A 15,087-nucleotide genomic window follows, 5' to 3' on the forward strand; every position below is an offset into this window, starting at 1 on the left:
TGTCTGCGCGGGTTCTGGCAACATAATTGCCAGCCTTTCTGCTGCTATGTCACATGGGTTTCTGATGGTTAAAACTGCACTGAAATTTCGCCTGCATCGCACGGTGATTGTTCTTATCTCTCTGGCGCTGCTGGTGGTGCTGATGCAGGGCGCCTCATGGTTCAGCCTGGGTCATCAGATGGCGCGTTCTGAGCAGGTTGAAGAGCTGGCCCATACCCTCACCCGCCAGGTGGCGTTCAGTCTCAAGCCCCTGATGGATAACAGCGATGATAACCGCACGCAGATTGCCGCCATTCTCGATCAGATGACGGATAACAGCCGCATCCTTGATGCCTCCGTCTATGCTGACGATGGCAGCCTGGTGGCACACAGCGGTGAAACCATCAACGTACGCGACCGTCTGGCGCTGGATGGCAAACGCGCCGGCAGCTACTTCAATCATCAGATTGTGCAGCCGCTGGAAGGCAAAGAGGGGCCACAGGGTTTCCTGCGCGTGACGCTGGACACGCACGTTCTGGTTACCGAATCACGTCAGGTAGATAACACCACCAATATTCTGCGCCTGATGATGCTGCTGGCGCTGGCAATTGGCATCATTCTGACCCGTACTCTGCTGCGCGATCGCCGCACCCGCTGGCAGCAGTCGCCCTTCCTGCTTACCGCCAGCCGCGCGGTGAAAGAAGATAAAGAGGAAGAGCCGGCAGAAACACCCGACGCGCAGGAAAAGACGCGCTAAGCGCCAGCCTGAGCCGCGGGCTGTTCAGAAAGATACAAAAAAACCAGGCCGCTGCTTCTGCCTGGTTTTCGGTTTTTAACGGCGCGCTTTAAGCGGTAAGAATAGCCTGAAGCTGAGCGAGGTTTTTCACCTGAAAATCGGGGGTAATATCCGCAGGCAACGGGCGCGTGCCGTGATCGATCCAGCAGGTTTTAAGACCCGCATTCATTCCCCCGAGAATATCAGACTCGGGCGTATCGCCAACCATCAGTACGCGCTGTGGCGCCGGATTGCCGAGCAGCTCCAGCGTATGGGCAAAGATTTTTGCGTCCGGCTTGGGAACACCAACCTGCTCTGAAATCACCAGCGCATCGAACATATCGTGAAAGCCCGTGCGCTCCAGCCGCGCCTGCTGCAGGGCCGTAAAGCCGTTGGTGACGATCGCCATTTTGACGCGGCCTTTAAGGCTCTGCAGCAGTTCAGGCGCGCCTTCCAGCGGCAGGCAGATCTCCGCCATCGCATTAAGGAAATCGCTGTTCAGGATATCCGGCTCTACGCTGAGCTTCTCTCCCCAGAGCGTAAAGCGCTGCGTCTGCAGCTGTGCGGCGGTGATGGTGCCGTTCTGGTAATCCACCCATAAAGGCTTATTGATCGCCTGATAATCGGCGTAATCGCGATCGCTGAACTGCACGTCGTAGCGGGTAAACATGCGCTGCAGTCCGGCAAAGGCATCGAAATGAAACAGTGTTTCGTCAGCATCAAACAGGATGCAGTCCCAGTCGTTTAACATGGTGCTCCTTAATCAGCGGTCAAAGTGTCAGCGCCATAATGATGGCGTCTTCCCGTCCGCCTGCGGTGGGGTAGTAATTGGGGCGCACGCTGACCTGGTGAAAATCGAGCTGCTCATACAGGGCAATCGCCGCGCGATTTGAGGCGCGCACCTCCAGCCAGAGGGTCAGCACATCGCGCTGCTCCAGTTCGCCGATCAGCGTCTGCAATAGCTGACGCGCATAGCCGCGGCGCTGAAAGTCGGGATCAACGGCGATGTTAAACAGCGACGCTTCATCCAGCACAACCTGCGTAATAGCAAAGCCGGCAAGGCGTCCGTCACTGTGCAGCCCGAAGTTGAGAAAGCGTTCCCCCTGATTGCTGGCGAAGGTCTGTTCACTCCAGGGAAAAGCGTGCGCCCGGCGTTCAATGGCGAGCTGCTGCGGCCGATCGTCAGCCGTGATGAGCGAGATAGTGGTCATGGTTACACATCTGTTGCCACAGCGCGCGCCTGGCTGCGCCGCTGCTAATCAGTTCATTAAGGACGGCGCTGGTGAATACCACACCGTTAAAGGTGTGCCCGCTCTCCACGCCCAGCAGCCAGCCGGGACAGGCTACCTGCTCTGGCAGCATCGGCAGCTGCTCCGGCGTCAGCGTCATCACCTGTGCGGGCAGAATATCCAGCGCCCGCAGCACGTCCCGTATCAGAGGCTCATCCAGTGCCGGCGGGTGTTCCGCTACCAGCAGCAGGCGCGTATCGGGTGCCAGCCTGACGGCGATCTCCCCTTGCAGCACGCGCGGACGCCGCAGCTGATACTGCGTAATCCCCATCTGCTGCAGAAGCCAGTCGCGTCTTGTACTCATGCTGTTTTCCGCTATGCCGTAAGTAATGCGCGCTATGCTAGCAAACCCGTCGAACATGCGCCAACAAAGCACTATAATCCCCGCTCTGATTTAACAGGAGCGTTCCATGTCTGCTTTTACCCCGGCCAGTGAAGTTATTCTGCGCCACAGTGATGAATTTACCACCCGCCACGTGCTGTTTGCGGGTGATCTGCAGGATGACCTGCCCGCCCAGCTGGAAACCGCGCTCAGCCGCGTTCATACCCAGCAGTATCATCACTGGCAGAACCTGAGCCATCGGCTGGGCGATCGCGCCGTATACAGCCTCGTGGCCAGCGCGGCCGATGTGACAGACTGCACCACTCTGATTTACTTCTGGCCCAAAAATAAGCCGGAAGCGCAGTTCCAGCTGCAAAATCTGCTCGCGTTACTCCCTGTCGGCAGCGATATCTTTGTCGTGGGCGAAAACCGCAGCGGCGTACGCAGCGCCGAAGGCATGCTGGAGCAGTGGGTGACGCTGGAGAAAATTGACAGCGCGCGTCGTTGCGGCCTCTATCATGGCCAGCTGACGCAGCAGCCTGAGTTTGACGCCAGCCGGTTCGGCAATACTTACCAGCTGGATGAGATGACCATCCATACGCTGCCGGGCGTATTCAGCCGCGATGGTCTGGATATTGGCAGCGATCTGCTGCTGTCGACCCTGACGCCGCACACCAAAGGAAAAGTGCTGGATCTCGGATGCGGCAGCGGTGTCTTAGCCACCGCGCTGGCACAGCACTCCCCGAAAGTGCGGCTGTGGCTGTGTGATGTGCATGCTGCTGCCATTGAAGCGAGCAAAGCCACGCTGGCGGCAAACGGGCTGGAAGGCGAGGTGTTTGCCAGCAACGTCTTTAGCGACGTTACCGGACGTTTCGATCTGATCATCTCTAATCCACCGTTCCATGACGGCATGCAGACCAGCCTTGATGCGGCCAACAGCCTTATCCGCGGCGCGGTGAAGCATCTGAACAGCGGCGGCGAACTGCGTATTGTGGCGAATGCTTTCCTGCCTTATCCGCAGATACTTGATGAGACCTTCGGCAGCCATGAAGTGCTGGCGCAGACCGGCCGCTTTAAGGTTTACCGTGCGGTTTATGGTCGTGGCGCGCGCGGACGCTAAGCGCCTGATGCGGCGATAAAGCGTTGCTTTTTCCAGCAGTCGGTTTATCGCCGTAAAATATCTGTTGACGCATTGCGTAAAACCTCTAGAATGCGCCTCCGTGGTTAGCAATACTGTAAAGTGTTGCCGGTATGCGAAGGTGGCGGAATTGGTAGACGCGCTAGCTTCAGGTGTTAGTGTCCTAACGGACGTGAGGGTTCAAGTCCCTCTCTTCGCACCAATAATCACAGAGTTTATATCGCGTGCACTGCGCGAAGGTGGCGGAATTGGTAGACGCGCTAGCTTCAGGTGTTAGTGTTCTTACGGACGTGAGGGTTCAAGTCCCTCTCTTCGCACCATGCGGTGATATAAACAGACAACACGATGCGAAGGTGGCGGAATTGGTAGACGCGCTAGCTTCAGGTGTTAGTGTTCTTACGGACGTGAGGGTTCAAGTCCCTCTCTTCGCACCACTGTTGTCACCTCTCTCCCGTCAGTTAATTCCCTGAATGTTACTCTCCTGCTTATCACGCGCTGCGTGATGGTGCTGTTTCTGCACGCTGCTAACCCAGATGAAAATTCACTGACGCTGCCGTGATGCCGCCCGCCAGCGCGACACAGGATGGCAGCAATATATAGTGGCGCAGCCGCTGGTGAAACAGCATAACCAGCGTCAGCAGAAGCATAACAATCATGATCGCCCGCCACTGCGCATAGCCCGGTTCCCATAACGCAAACAGCGGCATAGCGGTACAGGGCAGCAGAATACCCCAGCCACTATCCAGGCGCTTACCCATTATCCAGCTCACACCCCACAAGCCGCAGGCAGCCAGCATTGCTGCGATCATCATTACGCCCCTTAATGATAAGAATTACCATTATCATATGACAACCATTCTCATTCTGCAGCGAATTTTTCACCGCATGACAGAAATACTGGAAAATGCTAAATTGCCGCCGATAACACACCTGATAACAACATGAAACGTGCTGACTATCCGCATAGCAGAATTAACGCTGCCGGGTAGCGCTTTGATATTTCAGGGCTGTCACGGGTAATAATAATGAAATTAAACGCTTACGATGAACTGAAACAGAGCAAATATCGGCTTTCGCTGATGCTGTTTTTGTTTCTTAATATCGCCGTTTCACTTTTTTGCCTGCTGCCCTGCCTGAACGTTCAGATACCGATATTTACCCTGCCCGCAGTGCTGGTCGCGGGTTTCAGCACCACGCTGCTGCTGCTTTGTCTGATAATGCCCGGCCTGCGCTTTCCCGTATTAACGCCGGTCGCGCTGCTGCTCGGGCTGCTGTGGGCGTGGCATATTAATCAGAAATATCATCTGATTTCTGCGTTTGATAGCAGCTATTTAATTATCAGCTTACTTAGCGTCTTTTTTATCAGCGCTATCGCGCTGAGCGACTATTTAACGGCATTTTGCCTGCATATTCTGCCGCCGGTGCTGACCGTGCTGCTGCTGGATAACGGACAGCACCTGACCACTATTCTGTTTACTATTACGCTGCCGCTGATTGGATTTTCCCTGCTGCATTTGATGCGCCGGCGTTTTGACCATTTTACCCGGCAGCTGATTGGCCAGCTGTATGAAGAGAAGCAGAGCTTCAGCGCGCTCAGCATGCTCGATCCGCTGACCGGCCTCTATAACCGGCGCGGGCTGCAGAACCGGCTGGAAACTATTCTCGAGAACCATGCCGGCAGCCACTTTATCCTGCTGCTGGATATCGATCACTTCAAAGCCTATAACGACAATTACGGACATGCGATGGGCGACCAGGCGCTGAAGCGCGTATCGGCTGCGATCCGTGACGCTGTCCGCTCGCGCGATGTGGTCACCCGCTATGGTGGCGAAGAGTTTCTGGTACTGCTGACCAATGTCAACGCGTCAATCGCCATGAAGCTCGCCGAGCGCATCCGGCAGTCGGTGCTGGAACTGGAGATCCCCCATCGTTCTAATACCGCGGTATCGACTCACGTCACCGTCAGCGCCGGCATCGCGCCGATGGCTGCGCACGATTTTGAGCGGGCCGTCGCCAACGCTGACCGTGCGCTCTATGTCGCCAAAAACCGCGGGCGCAATACCATTCTGGCCTGGGAGGCGCTGCCGGCACGCCGGCAGGCGATTAGCGAGCCGCACTAAAGTGATAAATACAACGCTATAGCAATCTTATGCTGCTGCTATCTTGCTCACTCAATCAGGAACGATTATCATTTGTTTTTCGTTTCCCGTTATCATTCAGGATTGGCATGGCTACGATTACGCGTCAGGCGCACCGCTTCAGTGAGCAGTCCCCGATCTTCATGCAGCGCGATCGCACGCTGGTACGCGCGCTGCAGGAGCTGATCCATGAGCAGTGCAGCGACCGTCAGGCGTATGTCAGACTGGGAGAAACCGCACCGGAAGGCGCTTTGACGCTGGCTGAATGGTCGGCACCGGAGCACTTTCAGTCTCTGACGCAGCGCTACGGTGACTATCTTTATCGCAGCCATCCTGATACGCCGCGGGAGGCGAAGCCGCTGCAGTCACTCTGGGCGCAGTGGTACTTTGGCCTGCTGGTGCCAACGCTGATGATGGCGCTGCTGCATGAGCCGCGTGCCCTCAACTGCTCACCTGAATATATCCGCGCTGAGTTTCACGAAAATGGCCATCCCGCCACCTTCTGGCTGGATGTGCAGGAGGATGAGCCCGCGCGATTTCTCTCTGCCCCGCAGCGTATGGCGCGCCTGATCCAGACCTGCCTGCAGCCCGCCGTGGAAGGCATGACGCAGCACGGCGACATCAATGCGCGCCTTATCTGGAACAACATGGGATACCTGATCTACTGGTTTCTGGGTGAACTCCGCGCGCAGCTGCCCGTCGCGCTGATCGACCAGCTGGAAGAGATGCTGTTTTTCACGCCGTCGCTGCCGGACGGCAGCGATAACCCGCTTTACCGCACCATGATTATGCGCCACGGGACAATGGAGCGGCGCAGCTGCTGTCAGCGCTATCGTATTCCTGACGTCGAGCGCTGCGGTAACTGTACACTGAAAGCGCAATAAGCACGCGCGCGCCGTAAATTCTCCTTTTCTCTCGTTTACACTTTTTTCGCCTTGTGGCAGCGTTCAGGTTCAGTTTTTACCGGAGAACAACATGAGCCTGGAGTCGGTACAGCAGTTCTTTGCTGAGCATGCGCCGGATATCGAAATTATTGAAACGCCTGAAAGCACGGCCACCGTGGCGCTGGCGGCACGCGTTCACGGCGTCTCACCGGGGCAGATTGCCAAAACGCTGTCGCTGAAAGTGAAAGAGCAGGTGGTGCTGATTGTTACCCGAGGCGACGCGCGTCTGGATAACCGCAAACTGAAAGCCGCCCTGGGCGCCAAAGCGCGCATGCTGAGCGTGGATGAAGTGGTGAACTGGACCGGCCATCCGGTCGGCGGCGTCTCTCCTTTTGGCCTGGAAAACCCGCTGACCGTGTACTGCGATATCTCTCTGCGCAGCTTTGATGAGGTGCTGCCTGCCGCGGGCTCGGTGCGCAGCGCGGTACGCATCTCACCGCTGAGAATGGCGGAGCTGACCCATGCCACCTGGCTCGACGTCTGTGAAGCGCTTTGAGGGCGCGGATATTATCGCGCCGTCGCTGTCACGTTTCAGAGCCGGGTCGGCAAACGGGTAAAAGCCTGTTCAAGCATATCCAGCAGCAGCGCATTATCAACGTGCTGGATGACATGGACCAGCGCCCCGGTTTCTGGCGGGATCCCCACATCAAGTCGCAGCGGTGGACGGTAACGCCAGCTCTTGCCGCGCGTTGCACCGGGACGCAGCTCGATATCCACGTAATAATCGGCGCCTTCCGCCACGCGCTGGTTCAGCAGCCAGGCGACCACCAGCGCATCATGGATCCAGCAGCCTGGCAGCCGCCGGGTCCGCATTGAGTAGTCGATCCAGGGGCCCAGCGTCTCGCGGATAAACTGCGTCAGCGGATGCGGTTGCGCCGTGATGCGCGCGAGATCGTCGCGGGTCAGCAGCGTCTGCGTGGTGGCGTCCATCGGCACCAGGGTAATGGTGGCACCGCTGTGCAGTACCTGATGTGCCGCCTCCGGATCGAGACCAAAATTGGTATCTTTGATGTAGTCATCAAGCGCAAAGACGCCGCCCATGATCACAATCTCCGCTACCGCTTCAGCCATCTGCGGATAACGCTGCAGCGCCTGCGCCACATTCGTCAGCGGCCCGATAGCGACCAGCGTAAACTCTCCCGGGTTATCGCAGATCAGCTGGCCCATCACGCCGGCAGCATCATTGCCGTCCGCCGCCATCACCGCTGGCTGACGCACGCCCTGCCACAGCGCGGCCAGCGCCGGGTCGGCCAGATTATCCAGACGCGCCCGCCACGGCAGCGGATCTTCGCGCAGCGCCTGCAGCGCCCCCTGCACCACCGGAATATTCAGCCCGAGACGTTTCAGCAAATCTTTTGCCACGCGCGCGCCCGTTGCGCTGGGCGTGTTACCGGTGACCGTGGTAATCAGTTCCGGCGACAGCGCGGGTGATGCCAGCGCCAGCGCAATCGCCAGTCCGTCATCGGTATTTGCACCTGCGATGCCATTCCCCGGATCGCAATCAATAATCACTCTTTTCATAATGTTTTATCGTTATTGTATTTAAGGCTGCAGGCAGCCACAGGACTCGCCGGTTTCGATGTAGTGCGGCAGCTCGGCCATCACCCCCTCCTCCGGCTGGTTTTTCAGCATAGCAATAGCGCGCTGCGCCAGCTCAGACAGCGGCTGTCGCACCGTGGTCAGCGAAGGCACATGAAACGCGGCCTGCGTGGTACCGTTGAAACAGACCAGCGCCACATCCTGCGGCACGCGGATCCCCTGCTCGGCAAACGCGCGAATACAGCCAATGGCCTGGCCTTCGTTACTGGCAAACAGCGCACGCGGTACGCGACCGCTGGCGATCATGCGCTGCGCCGCGTCGTAGCCGCCCTGCCGCGAGTAATCCGCCGGGAAAATCAGGCTTTCATCCACGGGCAGCCCCCGCTCCTGCATCGCATCACGCCAGCCCTGAATACGATCCCGGGCGTTAAACATCGCCGGCGGGCCGCTGATCATGCCCACCTGCTGATAACCGTGACTCAGCAGATGCCGGGTGACATCACAGGCCGCCAGCCGCTCGTTCATGCTCAGCACGCTGACGCCGGGGCGCGGGGTAATGCGATCCAGCATCAGCAGCGGCGTTCCGCTCGCCTGCACCACGTCAATATAGGGATGACGATCGACGCTGTTATAAAACAGTCCGTCGATCTGACGGTTAAGCATGCCCTGAATCAGCTCCAGCTCACGCTGACGATCGTCACCGGCATCACCCAGCAGCATGATATGGCCGTGGTTAAGCGACTCCTGCAGCAGGACATGCGCCATGGAAGCAACAAACGGGTTCGCAATGTTCGGCACAATCAGACCAAAAGTTTTGGTGGTGCCGGAGGCCAGCGCGCGCGCTACGGCGTTAGGCCGGTAGCCCGTCTGCTTAATGGCAGCCAGCACCCGCTGACGGGTCGCTTCCGCCACCGGGCGCGGCCCGTTGTTGATCACATAGCTGACCACGGCTACCGAGGTGCCTGCGACGCGGGCGACATCGGTACGGGTAACATTTCCGCCGGGAGATTTTGCCAAATTAGCCTCAATATAAATGCCGCTGGCCGGATTCACCGGCCAGCGTTATGTCAATGGTACTGCCTGCAGCTGCGCGTCAGATGGCATCCTCCGGCAGATTAAGGTCGCGACCGCGCGTTTCCGGTGCGACAAACGTCGTCAGAAATCCGATAGTGGCCATCGCGCTAAAGTAAACGGCGATTGGCCACCAGTGGCCGGTCCATGAGAGCAGCGCTGCCGCGACCAGCGGCGCAGTGCCGCCAGAAAGAATCGACCCCAGCTCTTTTGCCACTGCCATTTTGGTATAGCGATGCTTCACGCCAAACATCTCGACGCCCCAGGCCGCCTGTACGCCAAATATCCCCAGCGAAGCGAGCGCCATTCCTGTAACGATGACAGCAATAATAATTGTCGGATCGCGGCTATCCATCAGGCTGAAGGCGGGCCACGCATAGATCATCAGCAGCAGGCAGAAACCACGATAGGTAATGCGGCGACCAAAACGATCGGAGAGCCAGCCCGCAAACGGAATAATCAGGAAGCCCAGCAGCGAGGCGATAAACACCGCCGTGGTCGGTACCGACTTATCCAGCATCAGCACTTTTGCGACATAGCCGACGATAAAGCCCTGAGCCAGATAAGAGGGACCATTTTCACCGATGCGCAGACCCACCATGGTCCAGAACGCCCGCGTACGCTGCCAGACGCTGCGGCTGTCAGTTTCAATGTGCGCCCGGGACAACGTCTCGCTGCGCTGCGCCTGCAGTTCAGCCTGCTGACGCTCAAACACCGGCGTTTCGCGCAGATGGCGGCGGATCCACAGCGCCACGACGGCGATCAGGACGCTGCTCAGAAAAGGAATACGCCAGCCCCAGGCCAGCAGACTCTCTTTATCCATCTGGATCACCGCCAGCCAGACCAGAGAGGCGATCAGCGTGCCGCTGTTTGAGCCCAGTGCGATCACGGAAGAGACCAGGCCGCGTCGTTCAACCGGGGCATATTCGCCCAGCATAACGGTGCCGCCAGAGAGCTCCGCCCCCGCTCCCAGCCCCTGCGTAAAACGCAGCAGTACCAGACAGGCAGGTGCCCAGAGTCCGATTGTTGCATAAGACGGGATCAGGCCAATCAGCGTAGTTGAAGCGCCCATCAGGATAATCGTACTGATCATCACGACTTTGCGCCCTTTGCGATCGCCAATCCAGCCAAACAGCAGCGCGCCTATCGGACGGGCGATAAAGCCGACTGACCAGGTGGCAAAGCTTGAGAGCAGCGCCATAGCGGGTGTCGCTTCCGGAAAAAAGATGTCGCCAAAGATGATACCTGCCGCCAGGCCATACAGCGCAAAGTCGGCATACTCCATTGCCGTACCGAGCCAGCAGGAGAAGGTTGCGCGCCAGAAATCTTTGCGGCCAGCGGGAGTTTGCAGCCGTTCATCAGCTGCGGTGAGGTGAGGTGAGTGCTGTGCAGTGGGATGATGTTCCGTCATAACCCTTTCTCTTAGTGAAGTGAAAACAGTAAACGCCCTTCCATGGGTCTGTTCCCTTGCTTAAGCAAGCAGAACGTCCCGGTGACGACGTTCGACAGGCAAATCCTGAAAGATCAGTAAGGAATTCCCTGGTGTTGGAATTCATCTCTCTGCTGCGTTTCGCCGGTGTTTAATTCACCGATCGTATTAGCACAGCAAATGTAACATGTTCATTTCAGGGCCGTAGCCGCGTCTGGCACCGTGAGTTATCACTGGGGAGACAGTCTATCTACGCGCGTAGATAAATCAAGCGGCAAAACGAAAATTAGTTAGATTATTTTGACTATCCTCCCTGATTAATACCAAAAAAATACGAGAATTCAGGTAATTGCATGCGTTTTAATTAAGCAAAAGCCGTATTAAAACGCAGCAACGGGTATCAGTAATTTATCAATAGCTGCGCAGTGCCTGCTGACGCGCCGCCTTTATGCCACCTGCAGATGACAATGAAATGACAGCGGCTGCCTCAGCTCAGCGTAAAATAACTTAACGCCTCACAGCCTGTGCCCGCCTGCGGTGTGGCTATCACCTTTCGCTGCGCCAGATCGATAACGCTTAACGACCCATCGCCTTCATTCGCGATAAGCAGCGTGCGGTTATCCTCACTGAAACAGCCATCCCCTGGCCGGCACCCTACGCGCAGAGTACCTAAGGGATTAAGCAGATCGTCAAACAGCGTAATCAGTGATTCATCATGCCCAATCGCAACCAGCCGTTCGCCACTGGCACTGAACCGCACAACCTGGCAGGGCTGCTGGTGGCCGGCCAGCGTAATGCGCTGCCGGACCCGGTGGCTCTGCCGATCGATCACATAAAGCAGCGGTGCGTCGGCGGCGCTGGCGACCAGATAAGGATGTCTGGGCGAGGCAGCAATACCGGCTATCGGACCAGGCAGCAGAATGTTATCAATGACGCGGCCTTCTGCCTCACATAAATCGATTACTGTGATGCTGGCGTCCTCTTCATTTTCCGTAAACAGCTTGCGTCCGCTGGGGGAGAGCGTCAGCCGGTGCGCGTTATGTGAAGGCAGCGGTATGGTTTTCTCTACGCGATCGGTGTGCGGATCGATGACCGCAACCGCCGCGCTGTTTTCACAGCAGAGATAGACTTTGCCGTCACGCCCCAGCTGTCCGCTGTGCGGCGACTGCAGTGGCGTAAGGTCGATAAAGCCGCTGATCCGGCGCTGACGCAGATCGATAACAGCGACTTTATGCCCGGGATAAGGATTAGCGCCGTGCACGCCGCTGCCATAGAGCGGGACATAGGCTTTTTCCAGTGCGGGCAGCATCAGCAGCTCGTGCGGGCACGGCGGAAACGCATTCAGCTCCTGCTCAACAGCAAAGCTTTCCGGATGCAGAAACAGCACCCGGTTCCCCTGTTTATCAACGGCTATCAGACCGCGGGCAGATGACTGCATAATCACTCCTTAAACAGAATGCCTGACTAAAGCGTAGCTAAGCTGTATGACGAAGGTAAATTTCGCTCTGATACCAGACTAAAATCCAGCAGGGATAAACGTTCATTTCTCACCACAATTTTCACATTCCCGCACTTCAGGCTGCACGCAGAGAACGATCTTAGGATTAATCCTGGCGGGGAAAAATAAACTGTGAAATTCGTCACGCTGTTATTTTGTTAAATTTTTATTGTTAACGGCAGCTTCATTTTCCGCTTTATCTGAAAGAGAAAAAAAGGATTAGCGCAATCGCGAAGAATGTTTTATTAAGCTCATTGTAATACTTTTACACACAGCCCCCGTAAGGAAACATAAGAGCGCCTAAGGCGCCAGCATCAGGGACTCCTTGCCCATAATCACAATAATCAGGTGCATCATGTCAAAAAAACGTCTTCAGCCGGCGCGCGCGCTCTGGCACAACTGGAAAAGAATAGCGTTTACCGGTCAGTCATTACTGCAGAAAAAACAGCATAATGCGCTCTGCGCGCCGGAGTATGATCCCAGCGAAGAGGACAATATCGTGTTACTTTCTGGTGAGAAGACGTTGCCAGATATCCCGAAAAAAGTATGGCTGTACTGGGATACAGAATATTTACCAAAATCACTGCAGGCGAATATTGCTAAAATACGCCGCGATAATCCTGACCACAGCGTTCACCTGTTAAATAAATATTCTGTAAAAGAAGTCCTGCCCGATTTTATATTTACCTCAGCGCAATTAACGGCGCAGCAGAAAAGCGAAGTGATCAGGCTTGAGCTGTTATTACGCTACGGCGGCATCGCTATCGACTGCGCTGCGCTGCTGTTTGAAGATCTGAGCTGGGTACACAGCGCCCATCAGGAACGTCCGATGGATGTGATCGGCTATTATTGTGAGCGCTCAACGCTGAATTATCTCGCGCCTGTTATTGAGAACTGGTTCCTTGCTGCTGCACCAAATAATCCTTTTATTCGCGAATGGCAGAAGCAGTATGCGCCCATCAAGCATCAGGGTGAGCAGAGCTTCTTTAACGAAATGCGCAAGCGTGATGACTTTTCGCTGCTGACGCAGAGAATCGCTGAACCGGCACAGCAGCCGGGCGCGCTGGCGCAGCAGGCGGCCATGCGCGAATACCGCCGCGTTAATCTCTTTCTGCGTAAATGCGAAGCCAGCGCCTTTTACTATCAGCGCCTGAACAACTGGAAAAGCGACGCCTTTACGCATGCCATTCTGTTTCATCAGCGCCCGCATACGCCGCCGCCGGTTATTAAGCTGGATGGCCACGCACAGCTGCATCTCGACTTTAACCTGCGCCTGGGGAACTACAACCGCAGCAGCCTGCTGGGTGCAATGATGCAGCCTGCTGCACCGCTCAGCGTGGCGCTGCCCTCACCCGTTAACAAAGCGAGCGCGTAGCCAGTGAATAAAGGTCGTCACCGCACGCGGCACCTGTGCCGCGTAAGGGCGCACCACCCAGAGGCGGTCGGCAAAGGCGTCGACCGCCTGCCACGATGAGAGCACCGGCTGCAGCGCGCCGCTTTCCAGCGCTGCGCGGGCGCTGAAATCGGGCAGCATGGCAATGCCTGCCCCCTGCAGCGCGGCGTCCCGAATCGACTCGCTGTTATTGGTGGCGAAATTTCCCTGAATTTTTACCGTCAGCGTTTCGCCGCCCTGATGCGACTGAAAGCGCCACTGCGGCGCATCGGGACCGCGCGGATACCACAGGCAGTTATGCTGAAGCAGCGCCTCCGGCGTCTGCGGCACGCCGTGCTGTGCCAGATATGCGGGGGAAGCCACCAGCAGCGCGCGCGTGGCGCACAGAGGCAGCGCGACGTGCGTTTCCGGCAGCGACTGACTGTGGCGGATAGCGAGATCAAACCCTTCCCCGCCGAGTGACACCAGGCGGTCAGTCACATCCAGCTGCAGGCGCACCTGCGGATATTCGCGCAGAAAATCGCCGATAATCGGCACCAGCTGCTGCCGGGCAAACGCCACCGGCGCGCTGATGCGTACCTGCCCGCGTACCGGCCCCGCTTCATCACGCACGCGATACACGCTTTCCGCTATCCGGGTAAAGGGTTCACGCAGCTCGCCAGCCAGCTGCTCACCGGCTGACGTCAGCCGCACGCTGCGCGTGGTGCGCTGAACCAGAGCAACCCCGGTCAGCGCTTCCAGCTCTTTAATTTTCTGACTCACTGCCGCTTTACTGACATCCAGCCGCTCAGCGGCGCGGGTAAAACTGCCCTGCTCCGCCAGTACCGTCAGCCAGTAAAGATGTGTCCAGAGCGCTTCGGTTTTCATCGCCTTACCCGCCATTGTTCAAAATAGTGAACAATCATTTTATCGCAGTCGCTTTTTCTTTGCGCGCGCAGCGGGCAGCATAGCCTCACTTAACGCGACTTTTACGCCCCTACTGTGAGGATTTACCGATGCCATTACTTACTTTCGATCTGATTCAGGGCCGCTCTGAGGCTGAAGTTCTTACGTTACTGGATGCCGCCCATCGCGCCGTCCTGACTGCGTTCGGCGTGCCTGAGCGCGACCGCTATCAGATTGTTCACGAAAACAAAGCTTATCAGATGGTTTTCCAGGATACCGGACTGGGCTTTTCGCGCACGGATAATCTGGTGATGGTGCGGGTCTACACCAGCCCGCGCAGTGAGGCGCAAAAAAGCTGTTTTATGGCAGAACTGGCGCGCGAGCTGCGTGAAAGCTGCGGCGTGCAGGGCCACGATCTGATGATAAGTTTTATCACCAACAGCAAAGGTGACTGGAGCTTTGCGCACGGTGAAGCGCAGTATCTTACCGGTGCGTTATAAACCACAGTCTGCCTGATACGCTACCGCCGCCGCGCTTATCATCCCGCCTGGCGGCACGATTCCGAATGTACCGCACAAATCCCGCCGGACAGGTTGCAGCCCGGTGACAGCCAATATAGATTGACGCAAAACCCCTGAGAGGGCGCGCGGCCGCTGGCGCTGCGCTATTCATCTATCGTGAGGATTT

Annotated in this window: 16 protein-coding genes and 3 tRNA genes; 10 read left to right on the top strand and 9 right to left on the bottom strand. The window is 57.0% G+C overall.

Translation table 11 applies throughout. The annotated features are described in order from the left end of the window. The first annotated feature begins 64 nt into the window (after positions 1–64). Positions 65–736, top strand: a complete 672-nt coding sequence (locus C1Y41_RS12580; RefSeq protein ID WP_039385704.1) for a YtjB family periplasmic protein — start codon at positions 65–67, stop codon at positions 734–736. A gap of 88 nt (positions 737–824) precedes the next feature. On the opposite strand, the gene yjjG is transcribed toward C1Y41_RS12580, so the two are convergent. The 3 genes from yjjG to C1Y41_RS12595 are packed head-to-tail and all read right to left on the bottom strand — an operon-like array spanning position 825 to position 2,347. Then, positions 825–1,505, bottom strand: a complete 681-nt coding sequence (gene yjjG, locus C1Y41_RS12585) for a pyrimidine 5'-nucleotidase (protein ID WP_039382431.1) — start codon at positions 1,503–1,505, stop codon at positions 825–827. Between the two features lie 19 nt (positions 1,506–1,524). Further along, positions 1,525–1,965, bottom strand: coding sequence for a ribosomal protein S18-alanine N-acetyltransferase (gene rimI, locus C1Y41_RS12590; protein ID WP_039382428.1), 441 nt, complete (start codon positions 1,963–1,965; stop codon positions 1,525–1,527). Then, on the bottom strand, positions 1,937–2,347 hold the full coding sequence (locus C1Y41_RS12595) for a DNA polymerase III subunit psi (protein ID WP_039382425.1): 411 nt from the start codon (positions 2,345–2,347) through the stop codon (positions 1,937–1,939). Before C1Y41_RS12595 ends, rimI begins: the two co-directional genes overlap by 29 nt. A 106-nt stretch (positions 2,348–2,453) precedes the next feature. Between C1Y41_RS12595 and rsmC the strand changes: the two genes are divergently transcribed. The 4 genes from rsmC (at position 2,454) to C1Y41_RS12615 (ending at position 3,937) form a co-directional block, all read left to right on the top strand. After that, a complete protein-coding gene (gene rsmC / locus C1Y41_RS12600; protein ID WP_071669103.1) occupies positions 2,454–3,485 on the top strand; it encodes a 16S rRNA (guanine(1207)-N(2))-methyltransferase RsmC in 1,032 nt (343 codons plus the stop codon). A gap of 133 nt (positions 3,486–3,618) precedes the next feature. Then, positions 3,619–3,705 (top strand) — tRNA-Leu (locus C1Y41_RS12605). A gap of 31 nt (positions 3,706–3,736) precedes the next feature. Further along, positions 3,737–3,823 (top strand) — tRNA-Leu (locus C1Y41_RS12610). A gap of 27 nt (positions 3,824–3,850) precedes the next feature. Continuing rightward, a tRNA-Leu gene (locus tag C1Y41_RS12615) sits at positions 3,851–3,937 on the top strand. 90 nt (positions 3,938–4,027) lie between these two features. Here C1Y41_RS12615 and C1Y41_RS12620 read toward each other — a convergent pair. Then, positions 4,028–4,312, bottom strand: coding sequence for a DUF1435 domain-containing protein (locus tag C1Y41_RS12620; RefSeq protein WP_071669150.1), 285 nt, complete (start codon positions 4,310–4,312; stop codon positions 4,028–4,030). Between the two features lie 216 nt (positions 4,313–4,528). Here C1Y41_RS12620 and C1Y41_RS12625 point away from each other — a divergent pair, with 216 nt between their 5' ends. The 3 genes from C1Y41_RS12625 to C1Y41_RS12635 all read left to right on the top strand — a co-directional run bounded on the left by C1Y41_RS12625 (position 4,529) and on the right by C1Y41_RS12635 (position 7,081). Continuing rightward, positions 4,529–5,623, top strand: a complete 1,095-nt coding sequence (locus tag C1Y41_RS12625; protein ID WP_071669104.1) for a GGDEF domain-containing protein — start codon at positions 4,529–4,531, stop codon at positions 5,621–5,623. A 107-nt stretch (positions 5,624–5,730) separates the two neighbouring features. Then, a complete protein-coding gene (fhuF, locus tag C1Y41_RS12630; protein WP_104085559.1) occupies positions 5,731–6,525 on the top strand; it encodes a siderophore-iron reductase FhuF in 795 nt (264 codons plus the stop codon). Positions 6,526–6,616: 91 nt separating this feature from the next. Continuing rightward, positions 6,617–7,081: a YbaK/EbsC family protein gene (locus tag C1Y41_RS12635; protein WP_104085560.1), complete on the top strand. Its 465-nt coding sequence runs from the start codon at positions 6,617–6,619 to the stop codon at positions 7,079–7,081. Positions 7,082–7,116: 35 nt separating this feature from the next. On the opposite strand, the gene C1Y41_RS12640 is transcribed toward C1Y41_RS12635, so the two are convergent. The 4 genes from C1Y41_RS12640 to C1Y41_RS12655 all read right to left on the bottom strand — a co-directional run bounded on the left by C1Y41_RS12640 (position 7,117) and on the right by C1Y41_RS12655 (position 12,062). Continuing rightward, complete coding sequence (locus C1Y41_RS12640; RefSeq protein WP_071669107.1) at positions 7,117–8,106, bottom strand: nucleoside hydrolase; 990 nt, start codon at positions 8,104–8,106, stop codon at positions 7,117–7,119. Between the two features lie 21 nt (positions 8,107–8,127). Further along, on the bottom strand, positions 8,128–9,141 hold the full coding sequence (locus tag C1Y41_RS12645; RefSeq protein WP_104085637.1) for a LacI family DNA-binding transcriptional regulator: 1,014 nt from the start codon (positions 9,139–9,141) through the stop codon (positions 8,128–8,130). 76 nt (positions 9,142–9,217) lie between these two features. Then, positions 9,218–10,606: an MFS transporter gene (locus C1Y41_RS12650; RefSeq protein WP_094110700.1), complete on the bottom strand. Its 1,389-nt coding sequence runs from the start codon at positions 10,604–10,606 to the stop codon at positions 9,218–9,220. Between the two features lie 505 nt (positions 10,607–11,111). Continuing rightward, positions 11,112–12,062, bottom strand: coding sequence for a hypothetical protein (locus C1Y41_RS12655; RefSeq protein WP_104085561.1), 951 nt, complete (start codon positions 12,060–12,062; stop codon positions 11,112–11,114). Positions 12,063–12,477: 415 nt separating this feature from the next. Here C1Y41_RS12655 and C1Y41_RS12660 point away from each other — a divergent pair, with 415 nt between their 5' ends. Then, positions 12,478–13,497: a glycosyltransferase family 32 protein gene (locus tag C1Y41_RS12660; protein WP_104085562.1), complete on the top strand. Its 1,020-nt coding sequence runs from the start codon at positions 12,478–12,480 to the stop codon at positions 13,495–13,497. Here C1Y41_RS12660 and C1Y41_RS12665 read toward each other — a convergent pair. Further along, complete coding sequence (locus C1Y41_RS12665) at positions 13,471–14,382, bottom strand: LysR family transcriptional regulator (RefSeq protein ID WP_104085563.1); 912 nt, start codon at positions 14,380–14,382, stop codon at positions 13,471–13,473. The two genes, C1Y41_RS12660 and C1Y41_RS12665, sit on opposite strands and share 27 nt — an antisense overlap. 128 nt (positions 14,383–14,510) lie before the next feature. On the opposite strand from C1Y41_RS12665, the gene C1Y41_RS12670 reads away from it, so the two are divergent. Continuing rightward, a complete protein-coding gene (locus C1Y41_RS12670) occupies positions 14,511–14,900 on the top strand; it encodes a tautomerase family protein (protein WP_104085564.1) in 390 nt (129 codons plus the stop codon). The last annotated feature ends 187 nt before the right edge of the window (positions 14,901–15,087 follow it).

This window comes from Pantoea sp. ICBG 1758 (assembly GCF_002928325.1).
GTDB lineage: Bacteria > Pseudomonadota > Gammaproteobacteria > Enterobacterales > Enterobacteriaceae > Pantoea > Pantoea eucrina.

Excerpts from the sequence above, each read along its gene's own strand:
- C1Y41_RS12580 (WP_039385704.1), top strand. The coding sequence starts at position 65 with ATGGTTAAAACTGCACTGAAATTTCGCCTGCATCGCACGGTGATTGTT.
- yjjG (WP_039382431.1), bottom strand. The coding sequence starts at position 1,505 with ATGTTAAACGACTGGGACTGCATCCTGTTTGATGCTGACGAAACACTG.
- rimI (WP_039382428.1), bottom strand. The coding sequence starts at position 1,965 with ATGACCACTATCTCGCTCATCACGGCTGACGATCGGCCGCAGCAGCTC.
- C1Y41_RS12595 (WP_039382425.1), bottom strand. The coding sequence starts at position 2,347 with ATGAGTACAAGACGCGACTGGCTTCTGCAGCAGATGGGGATTACGCAG.
- rsmC (WP_071669103.1), top strand. The coding sequence starts at position 2,454 with ATGTCTGCTTTTACCCCGGCCAGTGAAGTTATTCTGCGCCACAGTGAT.
- C1Y41_RS12620 (WP_071669150.1), bottom strand. The coding sequence starts at position 4,312 with ATGATCGCAGCAATGCTGGCTGCCTGCGGCTTGTGGGGTGTGAGCTGG.
- C1Y41_RS12625 (WP_071669104.1), top strand. The coding sequence starts at position 4,529 with ATGAAATTAAACGCTTACGATGAACTGAAACAGAGCAAATATCGGCTT.
- fhuF (WP_104085559.1), top strand. The coding sequence starts at position 5,731 with ATGGCTACGATTACGCGTCAGGCGCACCGCTTCAGTGAGCAGTCCCCG.
- C1Y41_RS12635 (WP_104085560.1), top strand. The coding sequence starts at position 6,617 with ATGAGCCTGGAGTCGGTACAGCAGTTCTTTGCTGAGCATGCGCCGGAT.
- C1Y41_RS12640 (WP_071669107.1), bottom strand. The coding sequence starts at position 8,106 with ATGAAAAGAGTGATTATTGATTGCGATCCGGGGAATGGCATCGCAGGT.
- C1Y41_RS12650 (WP_094110700.1), bottom strand. The coding sequence starts at position 10,606 with ATGACGGAACATCATCCCACTGCACAGCACTCACCTCACCTCACCGCA.
- C1Y41_RS12655 (WP_104085561.1), bottom strand. The coding sequence starts at position 12,062 with ATGCAGTCATCTGCCCGCGGTCTGATAGCCGTTGATAAACAGGGGAAC.
- C1Y41_RS12660 (WP_104085562.1), top strand. The coding sequence starts at position 12,478 with ATGTCAAAAAAACGTCTTCAGCCGGCGCGCGCGCTCTGGCACAACTGG.
- C1Y41_RS12665 (WP_104085563.1), bottom strand. The coding sequence starts at position 14,382 with ATGAAAACCGAAGCGCTCTGGACACATCTTTACTGGCTGACGGTACTG.
- C1Y41_RS12670 (WP_104085564.1), top strand. The coding sequence starts at position 14,511 with ATGCCATTACTTACTTTCGATCTGATTCAGGGCCGCTCTGAGGCTGAA.